We start from the raw sequence: 16,497 nt of genomic DNA, 5'->3' as shown, positions 1-16,497 counted from the left end.
TACGAACATATAATATGATAAAATGCAGTACATAACTTTAGGTAATGGGATGTAAGAAATCGTTCGTTTATTGAAAACAGAGCACGATTTTATGAAGTTTTAACTAAGGGGTGAAAATCATTGTTTAAATTTAATGATGAAAAAGGACAACTAAAATGTTCTTTTTGCGGAAAAACACAAGACCAAGTTCGTAAACTAGTCGCTGGACCAGGTGTGTACATCTGTGATGAATGTATCGAACTTTGCACAGAGATCGTAGAAGAAGAGCTTGGTACGGAAGAAGAAGTAGAATTTAAAGACGTTCCGAAACCTCGTGAAATTCGGGAAATCCTGGACGAATACGTAATTGGTCAGGACCAGGCAAAGAAATCTCTGGCTGTAGCCGTATACAACCACTACAAGCGTATCAACTCAAGCAGTAAAGTCGATGACGTTGAACTGTCCAAGAGTAATATTGCGATGATCGGGCCGACAGGTAGCGGTAAAACATTACTGGCTCAAACACTTGCTCGTATTCTTAACGTTCCTTTCGCCATTGCTGACGCCACTTCACTAACTGAAGCTGGTTACGTAGGGGAAGACGTAGAGAATATTCTATTGAAATTGATCCAGGCAGCTGATTACGATGTAGAAAAAGCTGAAAAAGGTATCATCTACATCGATGAAATCGATAAAGTAGCACGTAAATCTGAAAATCCATCAATCACTAGAGACGTTTCAGGTGAAGGTGTTCAGCAGGCACTTCTGAAAATTCTTGAAGGTACGGTAGCGAGCGTTCCCCCACAGGGTGGTCGTAAGCATCCTCATCAGGAATTCATCCAAATCGATACGTCCAATGTACTATTCATTTGTGGTGGAGCATTTGATGGAATCGAGCAAATCATTAAACGTCGTCTAGGTCAAAAGGTGATTGGTTTCGGTTCTGATCCTAAAAGCGCAGAAGTAAAAGAAGATAAATCCCTTCTATCTAAAGTTGTACCTGAAGATTTATTGAAGTTTGGATTAATTCCAGAATTCATCGGTCGTTTACCTGTGATTTCAAGCCTTGAGCCTCTTGATGAAGAAGCACTTGTTGAAATCCTGACAAAGCCAAAAAATGCGCTAGTAAAACAATATCAAAAAATGCTTGAACTAGATGATGTCGAGCTTGAGTTCACTGAAGATGCCCTGCTTGAAATCTCTAAAAAAGCAATCGAGCGTAAAACGGGTGCCCGCGGACTACGTTCTATCATCGAAACCATGATGCTGGATGTAATGTTCGATCTTCCTTCCCGTGATGATATTAAAAAATGTATCATTACAAAAGAAACCATCCTAGAAGATGCGGCGCCACACTTAATGCTCGAAGATGGAACCATGATCGACCCGAACGAAGAAAAAACATCAGCCTAAAAGCTTAAACAAAAGCCAAGAATGATCCTTCATTCTTGGCTTTTTTACGGTTTAAGATTGAAAAAAGGCTCACCGCACGCCCCGCGGAAAGCGAGCATCCTGGAGCGGAAATCAACCATTACATGCTTAGTTGCATTTAGGAATAGCCCCAAATTTCTTATTTTTACTCATTTTAGAACAAGAATTTTTTTGTTTATTCCCACAGGGTCAAGGAGATACTAACCGATAACAACTTGTATCTACTTGGAGGGAGACGAATGAGCTTTACTAGCATCGCTTTGTTTATCCAATTATTCTTCGGAATCATCATTGGATTGTATTTCTGGAACCTATTGAAAAATCAGCGAACGCAAAAAGTTTCCATTGATCGTGAGTCAAAAAAAGAAATGGAAGAGTTACGAAAGATGAGATCCATTTCATTAACTGAACCTCTTGCAGAAAAAGTAAGACCATCAAGCTTTGAAGATATTGTTGGCCAGGAAGATGGAATTAAAGCTTTGAAAGCAGCCTTATGCAGTCCTAACCCTCAGCATGTGATCATCTATGGTCCACCTGGAGTCGGGAAAACCGCAGCTGCCCGCCTGGTCCTGGAAGAAGCCAAGAAGAATATAAAATCTCCTTTTAAGCCTGCCGCTGTTTTTGTTGAACTGGATGCCACAACCGCACGTTTCGATGAACGGGGAATTGCCGATCCTTTGATTGGTTCTGTTCATGATCCTATATACCAAGGAGCGGGAGCCATGGGACAAGCGGGGATTCCCCAGCCGAAGCAAGGGGCTGTAACGAATGCCCATGGAGGAGTATTGTTCATTGATGAAATAGGAGAATTGCATCCTATCCAAATGAATAAGTTATTAAAAGTACTGGAAGATCGCAGAGTGTTTCTTGAAAGTGCCTACTATAATGAAGAAAATCATCAAATCCCCACCCACATACATGATATATTCAAAAATGGCCTTCCGGCAGATTTTCGTTTAATCGGTGCGACCACCCGTACCCCAAGTGAAATCCCGCCGGCCATCCGCTCGAGATGTATGGAAGTTTTCTTTAGAGAGCTTGAGCATGATGAAGTGAAAAAAGTAGCTGCCAGAGCCGTTGAAAAAGTGGAGATGGCTATTAGTGACAAGGGTCTTGAAACGCTTGCCTCCTATGCCCGTAATGGACGTGAAGCGGTTAATATGGTTCAGATTGCGGCTGGAGTGGCCATTACAGAAAACAGAAAAGAAATTTTTGATCATGAACTGGAGTGGATCATCCAATCCAGTCAGCTTTCTCCCCGCTATCAGAAAAAAATCAATGAACAAGCAACAATCGGCCTGGTAAATGGGTTAGCCGTAACAGGCCCTAATACGGGTTCATTACTCGAGATTGAAGTAACGGTGATCCCGGCAACGGATAAAGGACTGATCAATGTGACGGGAATAGTGGAAGAAGAAAGCATTGGGGATCGTAGTAAATCAGTCCGAAGAAAAAGCATGGCGAAAGGCTCCATCGAAAATGTGATTACGGTGCTTCGTTCCATGGGAGTACCTGCTGATCAATATGATATTCATGTGAACTTTCCTGGTGGAGTCCCTGTAGACGGACCTTCTGCCGGAATCGCTATGGCACTTGGCATCTACTCTGCCATTTACCGTATCCCAGTGAAACATACCATCGCTGTTACCGGTGAGATCAGTATCCACGGTCTCGTTAAACCAGTCGGAGGCGTGACCGCGAAAGTGAAGGGCGCGAAATTGGCTGGTGCCACAATAGCGATCATCCCTTATGATAACCAGCAAGCCATGTTAAGTGAAATTGAGGGGATTGAAGTGATTCCGGTGAAACAGCTTAAAGAAGTATTGGAGCTTGCTCTTATGAAGGAAACGCCACAGCAAACGGATCTCATAGCAGAACAAAATAAGAAAAGTGTATAGACTGTTGACCGATTCGGGTCTATCCGAATCGGTTTGTTTTTGAATCGAAGAGAAATGGAATAAGCAATAAACGGATTGAATAAAGTTGTAAATACCTATTTAATAGACACTACCTAGTAAATAAGTTAGAATTGTACAAAGACTTAGAGCAAAATTCGGAGGTGTTATATGTGGCAAATCAAAATAATTTAACGGTTCCCCTCCTTCCATTAAGAGGCTTACTTGTGTATCCAACAATGGTCTTACATTTAGATGTTGGACGTGAGCGCTCCGTACAAGCTTTAGAAAAAGCAATGATGGATGATCATTTAATTTTCTTAACCACTCAAAGAGATATGAATATAGATGAGCCAGCACAAGAAGATTTTTACGAAATGGGAACTCTTACAAAGGTAAAGCAGATGCTTAAATTACCGAATGGAACGATCAGAGTTCTGGTTGAAGGTTTAAACAGGGCGTCTATTGAAACATTTACTGAGCAAAAAGACTTTTATGAAGTGGAAATCAAGGAATTCAAAGATTCCGAAGTGAAAGAATCAGAAACAGACGCTTTAATGAGGACGTTATTGAATTATTTCGAACAATACATAAAGCTATCCAAAAAAGTTTCAGCAGAAACGTATTCCACTGTTTCAGATATTGAAGAGCCGGGTAGACTGGCGGATATCGTCGCCTCCCATCTTCCGCTGAAAATGAAAGAAAAGCAAAACGTTCTTGAAACACTGGATATTAAGAAGCGTCTTCAAATGGTGATCGAGACCATTAACAATGAAAAAGAAGTGCTTAGCCTTGAGAAGAAAATCGGGCAGCGTGTGAAGCGTTCCATGGAGAGAACCCAAAAAGAGTACTATTTACGGGAGCAAATGAAAGCCATTCAAAAAGAATTAGGCGACAAAGAAGGAAAAACCGGTGAAATTGAAGATTTAACGTCTAAGATTGAACAAGCTGATATGCCGGAGGACGTAGAAAGAACCGTATTGAAAGAGTTAGCGCGCTATGAGAAAGTGCCATCAAGCTCTGCTGAAAGCTCTGTTATCCGCAACTATATTGAATGGCTTGTATCCCTGCCTTGGTCCACTGAAACAGAAGATCAATTGGATATCAAGCGTTCTGAACAGATCTTAAACCGGGATCACTATGGCCTTGAAAAGGTAAAAGAGAGAGTGCTTGAATATCTGGCTGTTCAACAGTTAACTCGATCCCTTAAAGGACCTATCCTGTGTCTTGCCGGACCTCCTGGTGTCGGGAAAACCAGCTTAGCCCGCTCCGTGGCTGAATCACTGGGTCGAAACTTTGTCCGGGTTTCCCTTGGAGGCGTTCGGGATGAATCTGAGATCAGAGGTCACAGACGTACGTATGTCGGTGCGATGCCTGGAAGAATCATTCGTGGCATGAAAAAAGCAGGTACCATCAACCCTGTCTTCCTCCTTGATGAAATTGACAAAATGTCAAGTGACTTCAGAGGTGATCCTTCTTCTGCGATGCTTGAAGTACTTGATCCAGAGCAGAACTCGAACTTCAGTGATCACTATATAGAAGAAACGTATGATTTATCGAAGGTCATGTTCATTGCAACGGCAAATGATTTATCGACCATTCCAGGACCACTCCGAGACAGAATGGAAATCATTACGATTGCAGGTTATACAGAGCTTGAAAAATTAAATATCGCGAAGCATCATTTATTAGATAAGCAGATCAAAGATCATGGCTTAAACAAATCGAAGCTTCAAATCAGGGATGAAGCGATTGTCGATATTGTTCGCTATTACACAAGAGAAGCAGGGGTGAGAAGTTTAGAACGCCACCTTGCAGCCCTTTGTAGAAAAACGGCGAAGATCATTGTCTCTGGTGAGAAGAAGCGAGTGGTGATTACGTCCAGTAATATTGAAGAATTCCTGGGGAAGAAAAAGTTCCGTTATGGTCAAGCAGAAACAGAAAACCAAATCGGAGTTTCAACAGGTCTTGCTTACACGACCGTTGGCGGAGATACTTTGCAGATTGAGGTATCTTTAGCCCCTGGTAAAGGAAAGCTTGTGCTGACAGGTAAATTGGGAGATGTCATGAAGGAATCCGCTCAGACGGCGTTTAGTTATGTTCGTTCGAAAGCGAAAGACCTTGGGATCGACGAGTCATTCCACGAGAAACATGACATTCACATCCACGTTCCTGAAGGAGCAGTCCCAAAAGACGGTCCTTCAGCAGGGATTACCATTACGACGGCACTCGTGTCCGCACTTACAGGTAAATACGTCAATCGTGAAGTAGGAATGACAGGTGAAATGACTCTGAGAGGAAGAGTACTTCCAATCGGAGGAGTGAAAGAAAAAACATTAAGCGCTCATCGTGCTGGAATTAAAACGATTATCCTTCCGAAGGATAATGAAAAGGATATTGACGATATTCCTGAGAGTGTGAGGGGAGAATTAACGTTCATCCTTGTATCCCACATCGATGAAGTCTTAGAGAAAGCATTAGTAGGTGAAAAGAAGTGAAAGTAAATCAAGTTGAGCTAGTCATCAGTGCAGTCAGGCCTGAACAATATCCTGGCGATATCCTTCCCGAGTTTGCCTTAGCGGGACGCTCGAACGTAGGGAAATCCTCATTCATCAATAAAATGATCGGTCGTAAGAGCATGGCAAGGATTTCATCCAAGCCGGGTAAAACCCAGACACTGAACTTCTATAAAATAGAGGAAACCCTCTATTATGTAGACGTACCTGGATATGGTTTTGCCAAAGTATCCAAAACAGAACGGGAAGCATGGGGCAAGATGATTGAAACATACATCACTTCCCGTGAACAGCTAAGGGCGGTTATCCTGATCGTGGACTTGCGTCATGCACCGACCAATGATGATGTAATGATGTACGATTTCCTCAAGCATCATGGGCTTCCATGCATCGTCATCGCCACCAAAGCGGATAAGATCCCGAAAGGCAAATGGCAGAAGCACCTTAAAGTAACAAGAGAAACACTTAATATGGACAGTGAAGACGATCTCATCATGTTCTCTTCCGAAACAGGCCTTGGAAAAGATAAAGCCTGGGACGCCATCAAGTCTTATTATAAATAAGCTTAAAAGAACCGATTTCCGCATATGTGGAGATCGGTTCTTTTTTTATTACTAAATAATGACAGCACTACTATAGCTTAAAAGTAGTATAAAAGAGGGTCTACCGAAGTCCGTATAAGGTTTATTGGCCTATAACGCCAAAGCATATGAAAGGAAATAAAAGGATAGGGACGCATATGTACCTGTAACCGAGCTGAATCAGCTTCATCCACTAAAATGGATAATTATAAGCTGTGGAAGCTATATTTGAATTTTGAGAATTTTCTCTTTTGTTGATAAAATTATGAAAGATTAAAAATATTACAAGCTACATAAGGGGGACTCTAACCAGTGAAGAATTGGAAAAGCCTAGTCTTGTTAGTCATTTCTGTGCTTCTTCTATCAGCCTGCGGCGACAAAGCCACAACGGAAAATGGTGCGAAGTTAGTGGAGGAAGGCAAATTCATTTATGCAGCTTCAGGTGAATTTAAGCCATTCAGTGTAACAAATAATGATGGAACCATGTCAGGTTTCGATATTGAAGTGGCAGAAGCCGTTGCGAAAGAAATGGGTCTTGAACCTGAACAGAAGAAATTTAAGTTTGCAGGAATTGTAGAAGGAGTGAAATCCGGTCGTTTTGATGCAGCGGTTGCCAGCCATACGATCACGGATGAACGCTTGAAGGAAGTAGACTTCTCAACTCCTTATTATTATTCCGGCCCGCAGATTTTCGTTCGTCCGGACAGTACTGTAGAAACGCTTGATGACCTGGAAGGAATGGAGATTGCCGTTTCCAAGGGATCCACTTATGCAGAGACTGCTCAGGGAGTAACGGACAATGTTCAACAATATGATAGTGACGTAGTCGCATTAGAAGCATTAAATAAAGGCAAGCATGATGCCGTTATCACCGACTTCATTACAGGGAAAGAAGCAATCGCTGCGGATCTGAATATTGAAGCGCGTGAGCTGATCGGCCGCAGTGAGCAAGCCATCGCTGTTAGCAAAGAGAACGAAGCGTTACTGGATGAAGTCAATAAAGCTTTAGAAACATTAAGAGAAGACGGAACGCTGAAAAAAATCAGTGAAAAGTATTTCAATACAGACATCACATCAGATCCCGAGAAAGAGTAAAAGCAGCATGACACAGAGCGAATGTGCTTCTATGCGCATTCGCTTTTTGTCTTAATGGGGATATAACTTGAACGGAGGGAAGTACATGCACTTTTTAGAAACCTTTGCTGGTACATATGATGTTTTTCTTAAAGGGATGTTATTAACATTCCAATTAACCTTTGTTTCTGTCCTGATTGCGATTGTGATCGGATTGTTTTTCGCTTTCCTTAAAATTTCAGGGATCAAGCCTTTGTCACTGATTGCGGATTTATACATTTTCGTTGTAAGGGGTACACCATTAATCGTTCAGATCTTCATCTTCTATTTCGGATTGACTTCATTGAATATCTCAGGCTTCTGGTCTGTCGTAATGGGACTTGCCTTCCATAACGGGGCCTATATCGCCGAGATTTTCCGTGGAGCCATTCAGTCCATTGATAAAGGACAAATGGAAGCGGGACGGTCCCTCGGGATGTCTCTCGGGTTGTCCATGAGAAGAATCATTCTTCCACAGGCATTCAGACGGGCCCTGCCGCCACTGGGCAATCAGTTCATCATTGCATTAAAGGATTCATCTCTTGCATCATTCATCGGGATGTTCGAATTGTTCAGTGTGGCAACGACGCTTGGTTCCAACAACTTCGATTACATGACCTACCTGCTCGTTGTAGCAATCTATTATCTGGTACTGGTACTGGTATTCTCAACGATTGTCAATATCATAGAAAAACGGATGTCGGTTAGTGATTAATAAAGATGCGGGAGGGATGAGTGTGAGTCAGGAAATGATTAAAGTTGAAAAATTAAATAAATCCTTTGGTGATTTACATGTATTGAAGGACATTGATATCAGCGTAAAGGAAAGTGATGTGGTTTGCCTCATTGGAGCCAGTGGATCAGGGAAGAGTACATTGCTCCGCTGCTTAAACTTCCTGGAACTGAAAGACAATGGACGGGTTGTCATCGAGGGCGATGAAGTCAATCAGGATACACATGATTTAAATAAAATCCGTCAAAAAGTAGGGATGGTGTTTCAACATTTCTACCTATTCCCTCACAAAACGGTCCTGGAAAATGTGATGGAAGCACCTGTTTACGTAAAAGGTGTGCAGAAGGCCCAAGCAAAAAAGGATGCGAAAGAATTATTAAAGAAGGTGGGACTTGGGGATAAGGAAAATGTCTATCCATCCAAGCTATCTGGAGGACAGAAACAGCGTGTGGCCATTGCAAGGGCACTTGCCATGAAGCCTGAAATCATGCTCTTCGATGAACCTACCTCAGCACTGGACCCTGAATTGGTCGGAGAGGTTTTGGCTACCATGAAGGAGCTTGCTTTAGAGGGGATGACGATGGTCGTCGTGACCCATGAAATGGGGTTTGCCCGCGAGGTAGCCGATTGGGTCGTGTATATGCACGATGGCAGGATCGTGGAAGTGGGACCTCCCCAGGAATTATTCAACGCTCCAAAAGAGCAGCGGACAAGAGAATTTCTGGATTCAGTTCTATAATCGTTCGTACAAAAGCCCGGAGTAAATTCCGGGCTTTTATTATGGATTATATAGAATTATTTTTTCTTTATAAACAATAAGTAGACGCCGATACCAATAACGATAATCGGCCAAAATTCCCATGCAGTCTCCACATTACCTCCAATGAAGCCAAACCATCCCACCACTTTGTCATAGAATAAGAGAATGATAGACAGGGTTAAAAAGAGCACCCCTTGAAATAGCCCTGCTCTCGTTTTCTGGTACCTGAGCAGAAAACCCAAGGCAATGATCAGAATGAATGTGCCCATGTGATCCGGCCAGATTTCCAGTTTATTTACAACGTGAAAATGGAGACCGAATCCAACGAGGATCGTACCCGGTAATATGGCTTCATAATCTCTCCCTCCATATCCCTGTCCGAGAAAGGCCAGTCCAACAATCATCAATAATGTCGGCCATGTGAAAAACTCCTGAAACAGGACAATGTTAGCTTGCTGTAAGTAAAAGTATGCCCCAAAGCCGATTAAGATCATTCCTGGGAAAATTCTTTGTTGTTGTCTCATACTCTTCCTCCCATATCTTTTATACTAAATGTTTTAAATACTGTTTTTTCAGGGAAAATAATACATAATACTAAAGATAAGCCCGGATAAGTGAAAAACCTTTCCATTACTTGATTCTTTAAGCTTGTTTTGGTACCCTACATTAGTAGGGAATGTCGAAATATAAAAGATTTTTTTTAGAATTGAAAATGCTTTCATGTTCATTCTTTATTAATCTTAAATGTATATGATGAAATGAATGTTTTGCAAGTACCGGAAGAAGCATGCCTTCTTACCTTTATAAATGTATCATACTTAGGTTTCAATTTCTGTTCACATTTACGGGTCAGGAGCTTTTTAGGACATGTTATAATAAGAGTAATGATTTTAGTTGGGGGTGTAGTGCATAGCATGTATACAATAGTCGTTGGTTTGAATTACAAAACGGCCCCTGTTGAGATTCGTGAGCGTTTATCATTCAATGAAACTGATCTTCCTCTCGCTATGAAGGCTTTAAAGGAAAAGAAGAGCATTCTGGAAAATGTGATTGTTTCTACATGTAATAGAACGGAAGTCTATGCAGTAGTGGATCAGCTTCATACAGGTCGTTATTATATTAAAGATTTCTTATCTCAATGGTTCGATATAGATAAAGAGGAGTTCACGCCATATCTGTTCATTTACGAACAAGAAGGAGCAGTCGAACACCTTTTTAAGGTTGCGTGCGGATTGAATTCTATGGTGTTGGGGGAAACCCAGATCCTCGGACAAATTCGTTCAAGCTTCCTGAATGCACAAGAGTCAGGAGCGACTGGTACAGTATTTAATCATCTGTTCAAGCAGGCAGTGACGGTAGCCAAAAAGGGTCACTCTGAAACAGATATTGGTTCCAATGCTGTGTCTGTCAGCTATGCAGCCGTTGAATTAGCTAAAAAAGTATTCGGAAGCCTGGAGGGTAAGCATGTTCTTATTCTTGGTGCCGGTAAAATGGGAGAACTTGCGATCCAAAACCTTCATGGCAGCGGAGCCACTAAAGTGACGGTCATTAATCGTACGTATGAAAAGGCTCAAACCTTGGCAGACCGTTTCAGTGGGAATGCGAAAACTCTGAAGGAGCTTCAATGTGCCCTTGTAGAGGCTGATATTATGATCAGTTCCACCGGTGCAAAGGATTTTGTCATCACAAAAGAGATGATGTCACATGTGGAAAGCATGAGAAAGGGTCGTCCTCTTTTCATGGTGGACATTGCGGTACCTCGTGACCTGGATCCTTCCATCGGAGAATTAGAAAGTGTTTTCCTTTATGATATCGACGATTTAGAAGGCATCGTTCAGGCGAACCTGGCTGAGCGTAAGAAAGCCGCTGAGGAAATCGAAATCATGATTGAAGCTGAAATTGTAGCGTTTAAAGAGTGGTTGAATATGCTTGGGGTTGTTCCGGTTATTTCAGCACTGCGACAAAAAGCACTCTCTATCCAAGCTGAAACAATGGAAAGCATCGAACGGAAAATGCCTGACTTAACGGATCGTGAGCGAAAAGTGTTAAATAAGCATACGAAGAGTATCATCAATCAGTTGTTGAAGGATCCGATCCTTCAAGCGAAGGAATTCGCCGGACTTCCTGATGCTGAAGATAAACTGGATTTATTCATCAATATCTTTAATATTGAGCAACAAGTGCAAGAGCAGAAACAAGTGAAAGCAGCCGATGAAAAGACTGAGAGCGATCTTAAGCTTGTACCACAACCTTCTTTTCAAGCATAAGTGAGGTTATTGTCTATGTTTGAACAAACGATGACTAGGCTGCACGAACTTATGATTGTTCTGTATGCTATTAGTATTCTCTTTTACTTTATAGATTTCTTAAACAAAAACCGGAAGGCGAATCTGTTTGCCTTCTGGTTACTTGCGATTGTTTGGATCCTTCAAACAATCTTTTTATTTCTATACATGATGAATACAGGCAGGTTTCCGGTCCTCACCATCTTTGAGGGACTTTATTTTTATGCCTGGGTCCTCATCACCCTGTCCCTTGTCATCAATCGATTATTAAGAGTGGACTTTACGGTGTTTTTCACAAATGTACTGGGATTCATCATCATGGCGATCCATACGTTTGCACCGGTACAGGTAGAGTCACAGGCGATGGCAGAACAGCTCGTATCTGAATTATTGTTGATTCATATTACGATGGCCATCCTCTCATATGGAGCCTTTTCACTATCCTTTGTGTTTTCCCTGCTTTACCTCCTGCAATTTAAATTATTAAAGGAGAAAAAATGGGGGCAAAGGTTATGGCGGATCAGCGATTTGTCCAAACTTGAGAAGATTTCATATATATCGAACGCCATTGGTGTAGCCATGCTTCTATTGAGCTTGATACTGGGGCTGCAATGGGCATACATCAAACTGCCGGAATTTCTATGGTATGATCCGAAAATAGTAGGTTCATTCATTCTATTAATTTTATATAGTAGTTATTTATATCTTCGCATTAAAAAAAATGTATTTGGTAAGTCATTAGCTTTTCTTAATGTTGCAGCCTTTTTGATCATTTTAATTAACTTTTTCTTGGGCAGTAGGTTGTCTTCATTTCATTTCTGGTATTCATAAGTTTTCAGGAGGTCATTATGAGAAAAATCATTGTTGGATCGAGACGAAGTAAATTAGCACTGACACAAACAAATTGGGTGATCAATCAGTTGAAAGAACTGGATCCCTCTTACGAATTCGAAGTGAAGGAAATCGTTACAAAAGGGGATCAGATCCTCGATGTCACCCTGTCAAAGGTCGGTGGAAAAGGCTTGTTTGTTAAAGAAATTGAACAAGCGATGCTGGATAAAGAAATCGATATGGCCGTTCACAGTATGAAAGACATGCCTGCTGTCTTACCTGAAGGACTGACCATCGGATGTATACCGGTTCGCGAGGATCACCGTGATGCGTTCATCAGTAAAAATCATGTGGCTCTCAAAGATTTACCGGGTGGTGCAATCATAGGAACGAGCAGTCTGCGCAGAGGAGCACAGATTTTATCCGTTCGTCCAGATCTTGAAATCAAATGGATCCGTGGAAATATCGATACGCGCTTAACGAAGCTTAAAAATGAGGATTACGATGCGATCATCCTAGCAGCGGCAGGGTTATCACGTATGGGCTGGACATCAGATGTTGTAACGGAATTCCTTGATCCGGACCTTTGTCTGCCTGCAGTCGGACAAGGTGCATTATCCATTGAATGCAGGGAAGATGATTCTGAGTTGCTTGAGCTCCTTCAGAAATTTGCATGTGAAGAGACGACTGAGACCGTTACGGCTGAAAGAGCGTTCCTTCATAAAATGGAAGGCGGATGTCAGGTGCCGATTGCAGGATTTGCTGAGCTGAAAGACAACGGGGATGTAGCTTTAACGGGGCTTGTGGCTTCACCAGATGGGAAGACGATTTATAAAGAATATATGGTGGGACAAAATCCTCAGCAAGTAGGGGAAAAAGTCGCTGAAAGCTTAACAGACCTGGGGGCTAAGGCATTAATCGACCAGGTGAAAGAGGAGCTAGATCAATAATGAAGGGTAAAGGGCCTTTAGAAAACATAAAGGTTTTGATTACTCGCGGAAGTGAGGGATCCAGTGAAACGGCTTCCCTCATCGAAGACGTGGGAGGGGTTCCGATTGTGGTGCCGCTCCTTCATTTTCAACCTCATGAAGATGTGTGGGAAACGAATCTTCACACGACCATACATACGTACGAATGGATTATTTTCACCAGTAAAAATGGAGTGAAATTCTTTCTTCAAGCATTGAAACGATTACAGCTCGATTTATCTTCTTTTTCCGGGAAGTTTGCTGCGGTCGGAAGTAAAACGGAACACTATTGCAGGAAGAGTGGAATCCCTGTCTCCTTCGTGCCTGACCATTTTACAGGGGATGACTTTGCAGACGAATTCATTTCGAAAGTGAAGCCTTCAGGGGACGTTCTGATCCCAAAGGGGAACCTGGCAAGAAACGTCATTGCTTCAGAGCTTGCCTCTGCCGGGGTGTCCTGTCAGGAATGGATCGTCTATGAAACCGTCCTTCCAGAAGGGTGCATCGGTCAGTTGAAGGACAGTATTGAAGAAGAGAAACCTGATATCATCACGTTTACCAGCTCATCAACGGTCCATCATTTTATGAAGGTGGTCGATCAGCACAGCCTTCATGATAAAATCCAGGACATACCCATTGCCTGCATTGGTCCCATTACAAAAAGTACGGCTGAACAGTACGGATTACATGTAAAAATCTGTCCGAGCATCTATACTGTAAATGAAATGGTAAACGAAATGGTAAACGAAATGAAAAAATTTATCACGAATAGATCATCACAATAAAGCTTTATTTACTTAGGAGGATTTCACATGAAAGATCTGCATTTTAATCGTCATCGCCGCCTGCGTCAATCAGATCATATGCGTGCGTTAGTAAGAGAAACTCATCTAAGAAAAGAGGATTTAATTTATCCACTGTTTGTAGTGGAAGGGGAAAATATTAAGAATGTCGTTCCTTCCATGCCAGGGGTTTTTCACATTTCCCTGGATAACTTAAAAGCAGAAATGGATGAAGTGGTTTCCTTAGGTATCAAATCCATTATTCTTTTCGGTGTTCCAGCAGAAAAAGATGAGGCAGGGACACAAGCATATCATGACCACGGAATCGTCCAAAGAGCAACCCGATTTGTGAAGGAACATTATCCAGAGCTTGTCGTCATTGCCGATACTTGTTTATGTCAATATACGAGCCACGGACATTGTGGAATCGTAAAAGATGGAAAAGTACTGAATGACCCTACGCTTGATCTATTAGCCAAAACGGCGGTCAGCCAGGCTGAAGCAGGAGCTGATATCATTGCTCCTTCAAATATGATGGACGGGTTCGTTGCAGCGATCCGCCACGGATTGGACGCGGCCGGCTATCATGATGTGCCGATCATGTCATATGCCGTTAAGTACTCATCAAGCTTCTATGGTCCATTTCGTGATGCAGCACACTCCACACCGCAATTTGGAGATCGCAGAACGTATCAGATGGATCCTGCGAATCGTCTCGAGGCGTTAAGAGAAGCACAGTCGGATATAGAAGAAGGCGCAGACTTCTTAATTGTCAAACCTGCCCTTTCCTATTTAGATATCATGAGGGAAGTGAAAGACCGTTTCAATGCACCAGTTGTCGCTTATAACGTAAGTGGAGAGTACAGCATGGTGAAAGCGGCGGCTCAAAACGGCTGGGTAAACGAACAGGAAATCGTAATGGAAAAACTGACAAGCATGAAACGTGCGGGTGCAGACCTCATCATTACGTATTTTGCAAAAGATGTTGCGAATTGGTTATCCTAATTGGTGGAAAGTTCCTGTAAGGATAACGAAGAGATCACTAAAGGAGGAACCCGGAATGCGTTCATATGAGAAATCGAAGCAAGCGTTTAAAGAAGCAGTAAAATTGATGCCCGGCGGAGTAAACAGTCCTGTACGGGCATTCAAATCCGTAAAAATGGATCCTATTTTCATGGAAAGAGGAAAAGGAGCTAAAATTTACGATATCGATGGAAATGAATACATTGACTATGTTCTTTCCTGGGGACCACTCATTCTTGGTCACAGCAATGACCGTGTGGTGGAATCCATTAAAAAGGTAGCGGAAAACGGGACAAGCTTCGGTGCCCCGACAGAAATTGAAAACAAACTTGCCGAACTAGTCATTGAAAGAGTTCCAAGTATTGAAGTGGTACGTATGGTGTCCTCTGGTACAGAGGCGACGATGAGTGCCCTGCGTCTTGCGCGTGGATATACTGGACGCAATAAAATCATCAAGTTCGAAGGCTGCTACCACGGTCATGGAGATTCATTATTAATCAAGGCAGGATCCGGTGTTGCGACTCTCGGGTTGCCCGACAGTCCTGGTGTTCCTGAAGGCGTAGCAAAGAATACGATTACGGTGCCTTATAATGACTTGGAAAGCCTCCGTTATGCCTTTGAACAATTTGGCGACGACATCGCCGGTGTGATCGTAGAACCTGTTGCCGGCAATATGGGTGTCGTTCCACCTCAGCCAGGCTTCCTGGAAGGCCTTCGTGAAATAACGGAAAATCATGGTTCTTTGTTAATATTTGATGAAGTCATGACTGGATTCCGTGTCGGATACGGATGTGCACAGGGCTATTACAATGTAACCCCGGACTTAACGTGTTTAGGAAAAGTCATTGGTGGAGGCCTGCCGGTAGGTGCATACGGCGGTAAAGCTGAAATCATGGAAAGAATCGCTCCAAGCGGTCCGATCTATCAAGCCGGAACCTTATCCGGAAATCCATTGGCCATGACGGCTGGATATGAAACCCTGAGCCAGCTGACTCCTGAAACATACACAGAGTTCGCACGCAAAGCAGACCTGTTGGAAGAAGGCTTAAAGAAAGCAGCAGAAAAGCACAATATCCCTCACAGAATTAATCGTGCCGGCTCCATGATCGGGATCTTCTTCACGAATGAAGAAGTAACCAACTATGAAGGCGCCAAGTCGTCTGATCTTGACATGTTTGCTGATTACTACCGTGAAATGGCACACGAAGGTGTATTCTTGCCACCTTCCCAATTCGAAGGACTATTCTTATCGACAGCTCATACAGATGAAGATATTGAAAAAACCCTTGAAGCAGCGGAAAAAGCGTTTGAAAAGATTAGTAAGAAGTAGTGCTGATAGCCGATCCTTTTTATAGGGATCGGCTATTTTTTTACGGAAGCGGGGATGGGAGGAGTGTGTCGAATATTGCAGAACTGTCGATATCTTGAAAAAACGGTTGATAATATGAAAGAACGGTCGATAAATCCATTTGAAGGTTGGTAAATCAAAATAACGGTCGATATATCATGATAACGGTCGATATATCCAAACGACCAACATCAATCAATTCGAAATACACCCCGGTTTCTAAATCAAAATAGTCAAGTCCTTAATAATGTG

Annotated in this window: 14 protein-coding genes; 13 read left to right on the top strand and 1 reads right to left on the bottom strand. The window is 42.4% G+C overall.

Annotated elements, in window-relative coordinates; all coding sequences use genetic code 11:
* Positions 1-120: 120 nt before the first annotated feature.
* From clpX to ACIFOD_RS19285, 7 genes are all read left to right on the top strand, one after another.
* Positions 121-1,392 (top strand): ATP-dependent protease ATP-binding subunit ClpX, encoded by a 1,272-nt coding sequence (gene clpX, locus ACIFOD_RS19315; RefSeq protein ID WP_397552039.1) that lies wholly within the window; start codon positions 121-123, stop codon positions 1,390-1,392.
* 257 nt (positions 1,393-1,649) lie between these two features.
* Entirely contained in the window at positions 1,650-3,308 is a 1,659-nt protein-coding gene (gene lonB / locus ACIFOD_RS19310; RefSeq protein ID WP_430315932.1) for an ATP-dependent protease LonB, read from the top strand.
* Between the two features lie 170 nt (positions 3,309-3,478).
* Positions 3,479-5,803, top strand: a complete 2,325-nt coding sequence (gene lon / locus ACIFOD_RS19305) for an endopeptidase La (protein ID WP_430315931.1) — start codon at positions 3,479-3,481, stop codon at positions 5,801-5,803.
* Complete coding sequence (yihA, locus tag ACIFOD_RS19300; protein WP_113969527.1) at positions 5,800-6,384, top strand: ribosome biogenesis GTP-binding protein YihA/YsxC; 585 nt, start codon at positions 5,800-5,802, stop codon at positions 6,382-6,384. The genes lon and yihA overlap by 4 nt, the downstream gene beginning before the upstream one ends.
* A gap of 330 nt (positions 6,385-6,714) precedes the next feature.
* Complete coding sequence (locus ACIFOD_RS19295) at positions 6,715-7,497, top strand: transporter substrate-binding domain-containing protein (protein WP_428974933.1); 783 nt, start codon at positions 6,715-6,717, stop codon at positions 7,495-7,497.
* Positions 7,498-7,582: 85 nt separating this feature from the next.
* Positions 7,583-8,230, top strand: a complete 648-nt coding sequence (locus tag ACIFOD_RS19290; RefSeq protein WP_113969525.1) for an amino acid ABC transporter permease — start codon at positions 7,583-7,585, stop codon at positions 8,228-8,230.
* 34 nt (positions 8,231-8,264) lie between these two features.
* Positions 8,265-8,987, top strand: coding sequence for an amino acid ABC transporter ATP-binding protein (locus ACIFOD_RS19285; RefSeq protein ID WP_428975099.1), 723 nt, complete (start codon positions 8,265-8,267; stop codon positions 8,985-8,987).
* A 56-nt stretch (positions 8,988-9,043) separates the two neighbouring features.
* On the opposite strand, the gene ACIFOD_RS19280 is transcribed toward ACIFOD_RS19285, so the two are convergent.
* Positions 9,044-9,532 carry a LiaI-LiaF-like domain-containing protein gene (locus tag ACIFOD_RS19280; RefSeq protein ID WP_113969524.1) on the bottom strand — a complete coding sequence of 163 codons (489 nt, stop codon included), beginning with the start codon at positions 9,530-9,532 and terminating at the stop codon, positions 9,044-9,046.
* A 390-nt stretch (positions 9,533-9,922) separates the two neighbouring features.
* Here ACIFOD_RS19280 and hemA point away from each other — a divergent pair, with 390 nt between their 5' ends.
* Genes hemA through hemL form a run of 6 tightly spaced genes read left to right on the top strand, consistent with a single transcriptional unit; the run spans position 9,923 to position 16,227 of the window.
* Positions 9,923-11,275 carry a glutamyl-tRNA reductase gene (hemA, locus tag ACIFOD_RS19275; RefSeq protein WP_430315930.1) on the top strand — a complete coding sequence of 451 codons (1,353 nt, stop codon included), beginning with the start codon at positions 9,923-9,925 and terminating at the stop codon, positions 11,273-11,275.
* A 15-nt stretch (positions 11,276-11,290) separates the two neighbouring features.
* A complete protein-coding gene (locus tag ACIFOD_RS19270) occupies positions 11,291-12,124 on the top strand; it encodes an inner membrane protein YpjD (RefSeq protein WP_397552044.1) in 834 nt (277 codons plus the stop codon).
* 17 nt (positions 12,125-12,141) lie between these two features.
* A complete protein-coding gene (gene hemC, locus ACIFOD_RS19265; protein ID WP_430315929.1) occupies positions 12,142-13,074 on the top strand; it encodes a hydroxymethylbilane synthase in 933 nt (310 codons plus the stop codon).
* The gene (locus tag ACIFOD_RS19260) at positions 13,074-13,877 is read left to right on the top strand and encodes a uroporphyrinogen-III synthase (RefSeq protein ID WP_430315928.1); all 804 of its coding nucleotides are present in this window, start codon (positions 13,074-13,076) and stop codon (positions 13,875-13,877) included. The genes hemC and ACIFOD_RS19260 overlap by 1 nt, the downstream gene beginning before the upstream one ends.
* Before the next feature lie 27 nt (positions 13,878-13,904).
* A complete protein-coding gene (hemB, locus tag ACIFOD_RS19255) occupies positions 13,905-14,879 on the top strand; it encodes a porphobilinogen synthase (protein ID WP_430315927.1) in 975 nt (324 codons plus the stop codon).
* A gap of 55 nt (positions 14,880-14,934) precedes the next feature.
* On the top strand, positions 14,935-16,227 hold the full coding sequence (gene hemL, locus ACIFOD_RS19250; RefSeq protein WP_430315926.1) for a glutamate-1-semialdehyde 2,1-aminomutase: 1,293 nt from the start codon (positions 14,935-14,937) through the stop codon (positions 16,225-16,227).
* The last annotated feature ends 270 nt before the right edge of the window (positions 16,228-16,497 follow it).

Origin of the sequence: Rossellomorea sp. NRS-1567, assembly GCF_050467885.1 — a bacterium.
GTDB classification, from domain to species: Bacteria; Bacillota; Bacilli; order Bacillales; family Bacillaceae_B; genus Rossellomorea; species Rossellomorea aquimaris_C.
This window is presented reverse-complemented; position numbering and strand designations above follow the sequence as displayed.

Bases quoted from the DNA above. Each gene is read 5' to 3' on its own strand.
- hemC (WP_430315929.1), top strand. From the start codon at position 12,142: ATGAGAAAAATCATTGTTGGATCGAGACGAAGTAAATTAGCACTGACA.
- lonB (WP_430315932.1), top strand. From the start codon at position 1,650: ATGAGCTTTACTAGCATCGCTTTGTTTATCCAATTATTCTTCGGAATC.
- ACIFOD_RS19260 (WP_430315928.1), top strand. From the start codon at position 13,074: ATGAAGGGTAAAGGGCCTTTAGAAAACATAAAGGTTTTGATTACTCGC.
- hemB (WP_430315927.1), top strand. From the start codon at position 13,905: ATGAAAGATCTGCATTTTAATCGTCATCGCCGCCTGCGTCAATCAGAT.
- ACIFOD_RS19280 (WP_113969524.1), bottom strand. From the start codon at position 9,532: ATGAGACAACAACAAAGAATTTTCCCAGGAATGATCTTAATCGGCTTT.
- ACIFOD_RS19290 (WP_113969525.1), top strand. From the start codon at position 7,583: ATGCACTTTTTAGAAACCTTTGCTGGTACATATGATGTTTTTCTTAAA.
- hemL (WP_430315926.1), top strand. From the start codon at position 14,935: ATGCGTTCATATGAGAAATCGAAGCAAGCGTTTAAAGAAGCAGTAAAA.
- ACIFOD_RS19285 (WP_428975099.1), top strand. From the start codon at position 8,265: ATGATTAAAGTTGAAAAATTAAATAAATCCTTTGGTGATTTACATGTA.
- hemA (WP_430315930.1), top strand. From the start codon at position 9,923: ATGTATACAATAGTCGTTGGTTTGAATTACAAAACGGCCCCTGTTGAG.
- ACIFOD_RS19270 (WP_397552044.1), top strand. From the start codon at position 11,291: ATGTTTGAACAAACGATGACTAGGCTGCACGAACTTATGATTGTTCTG.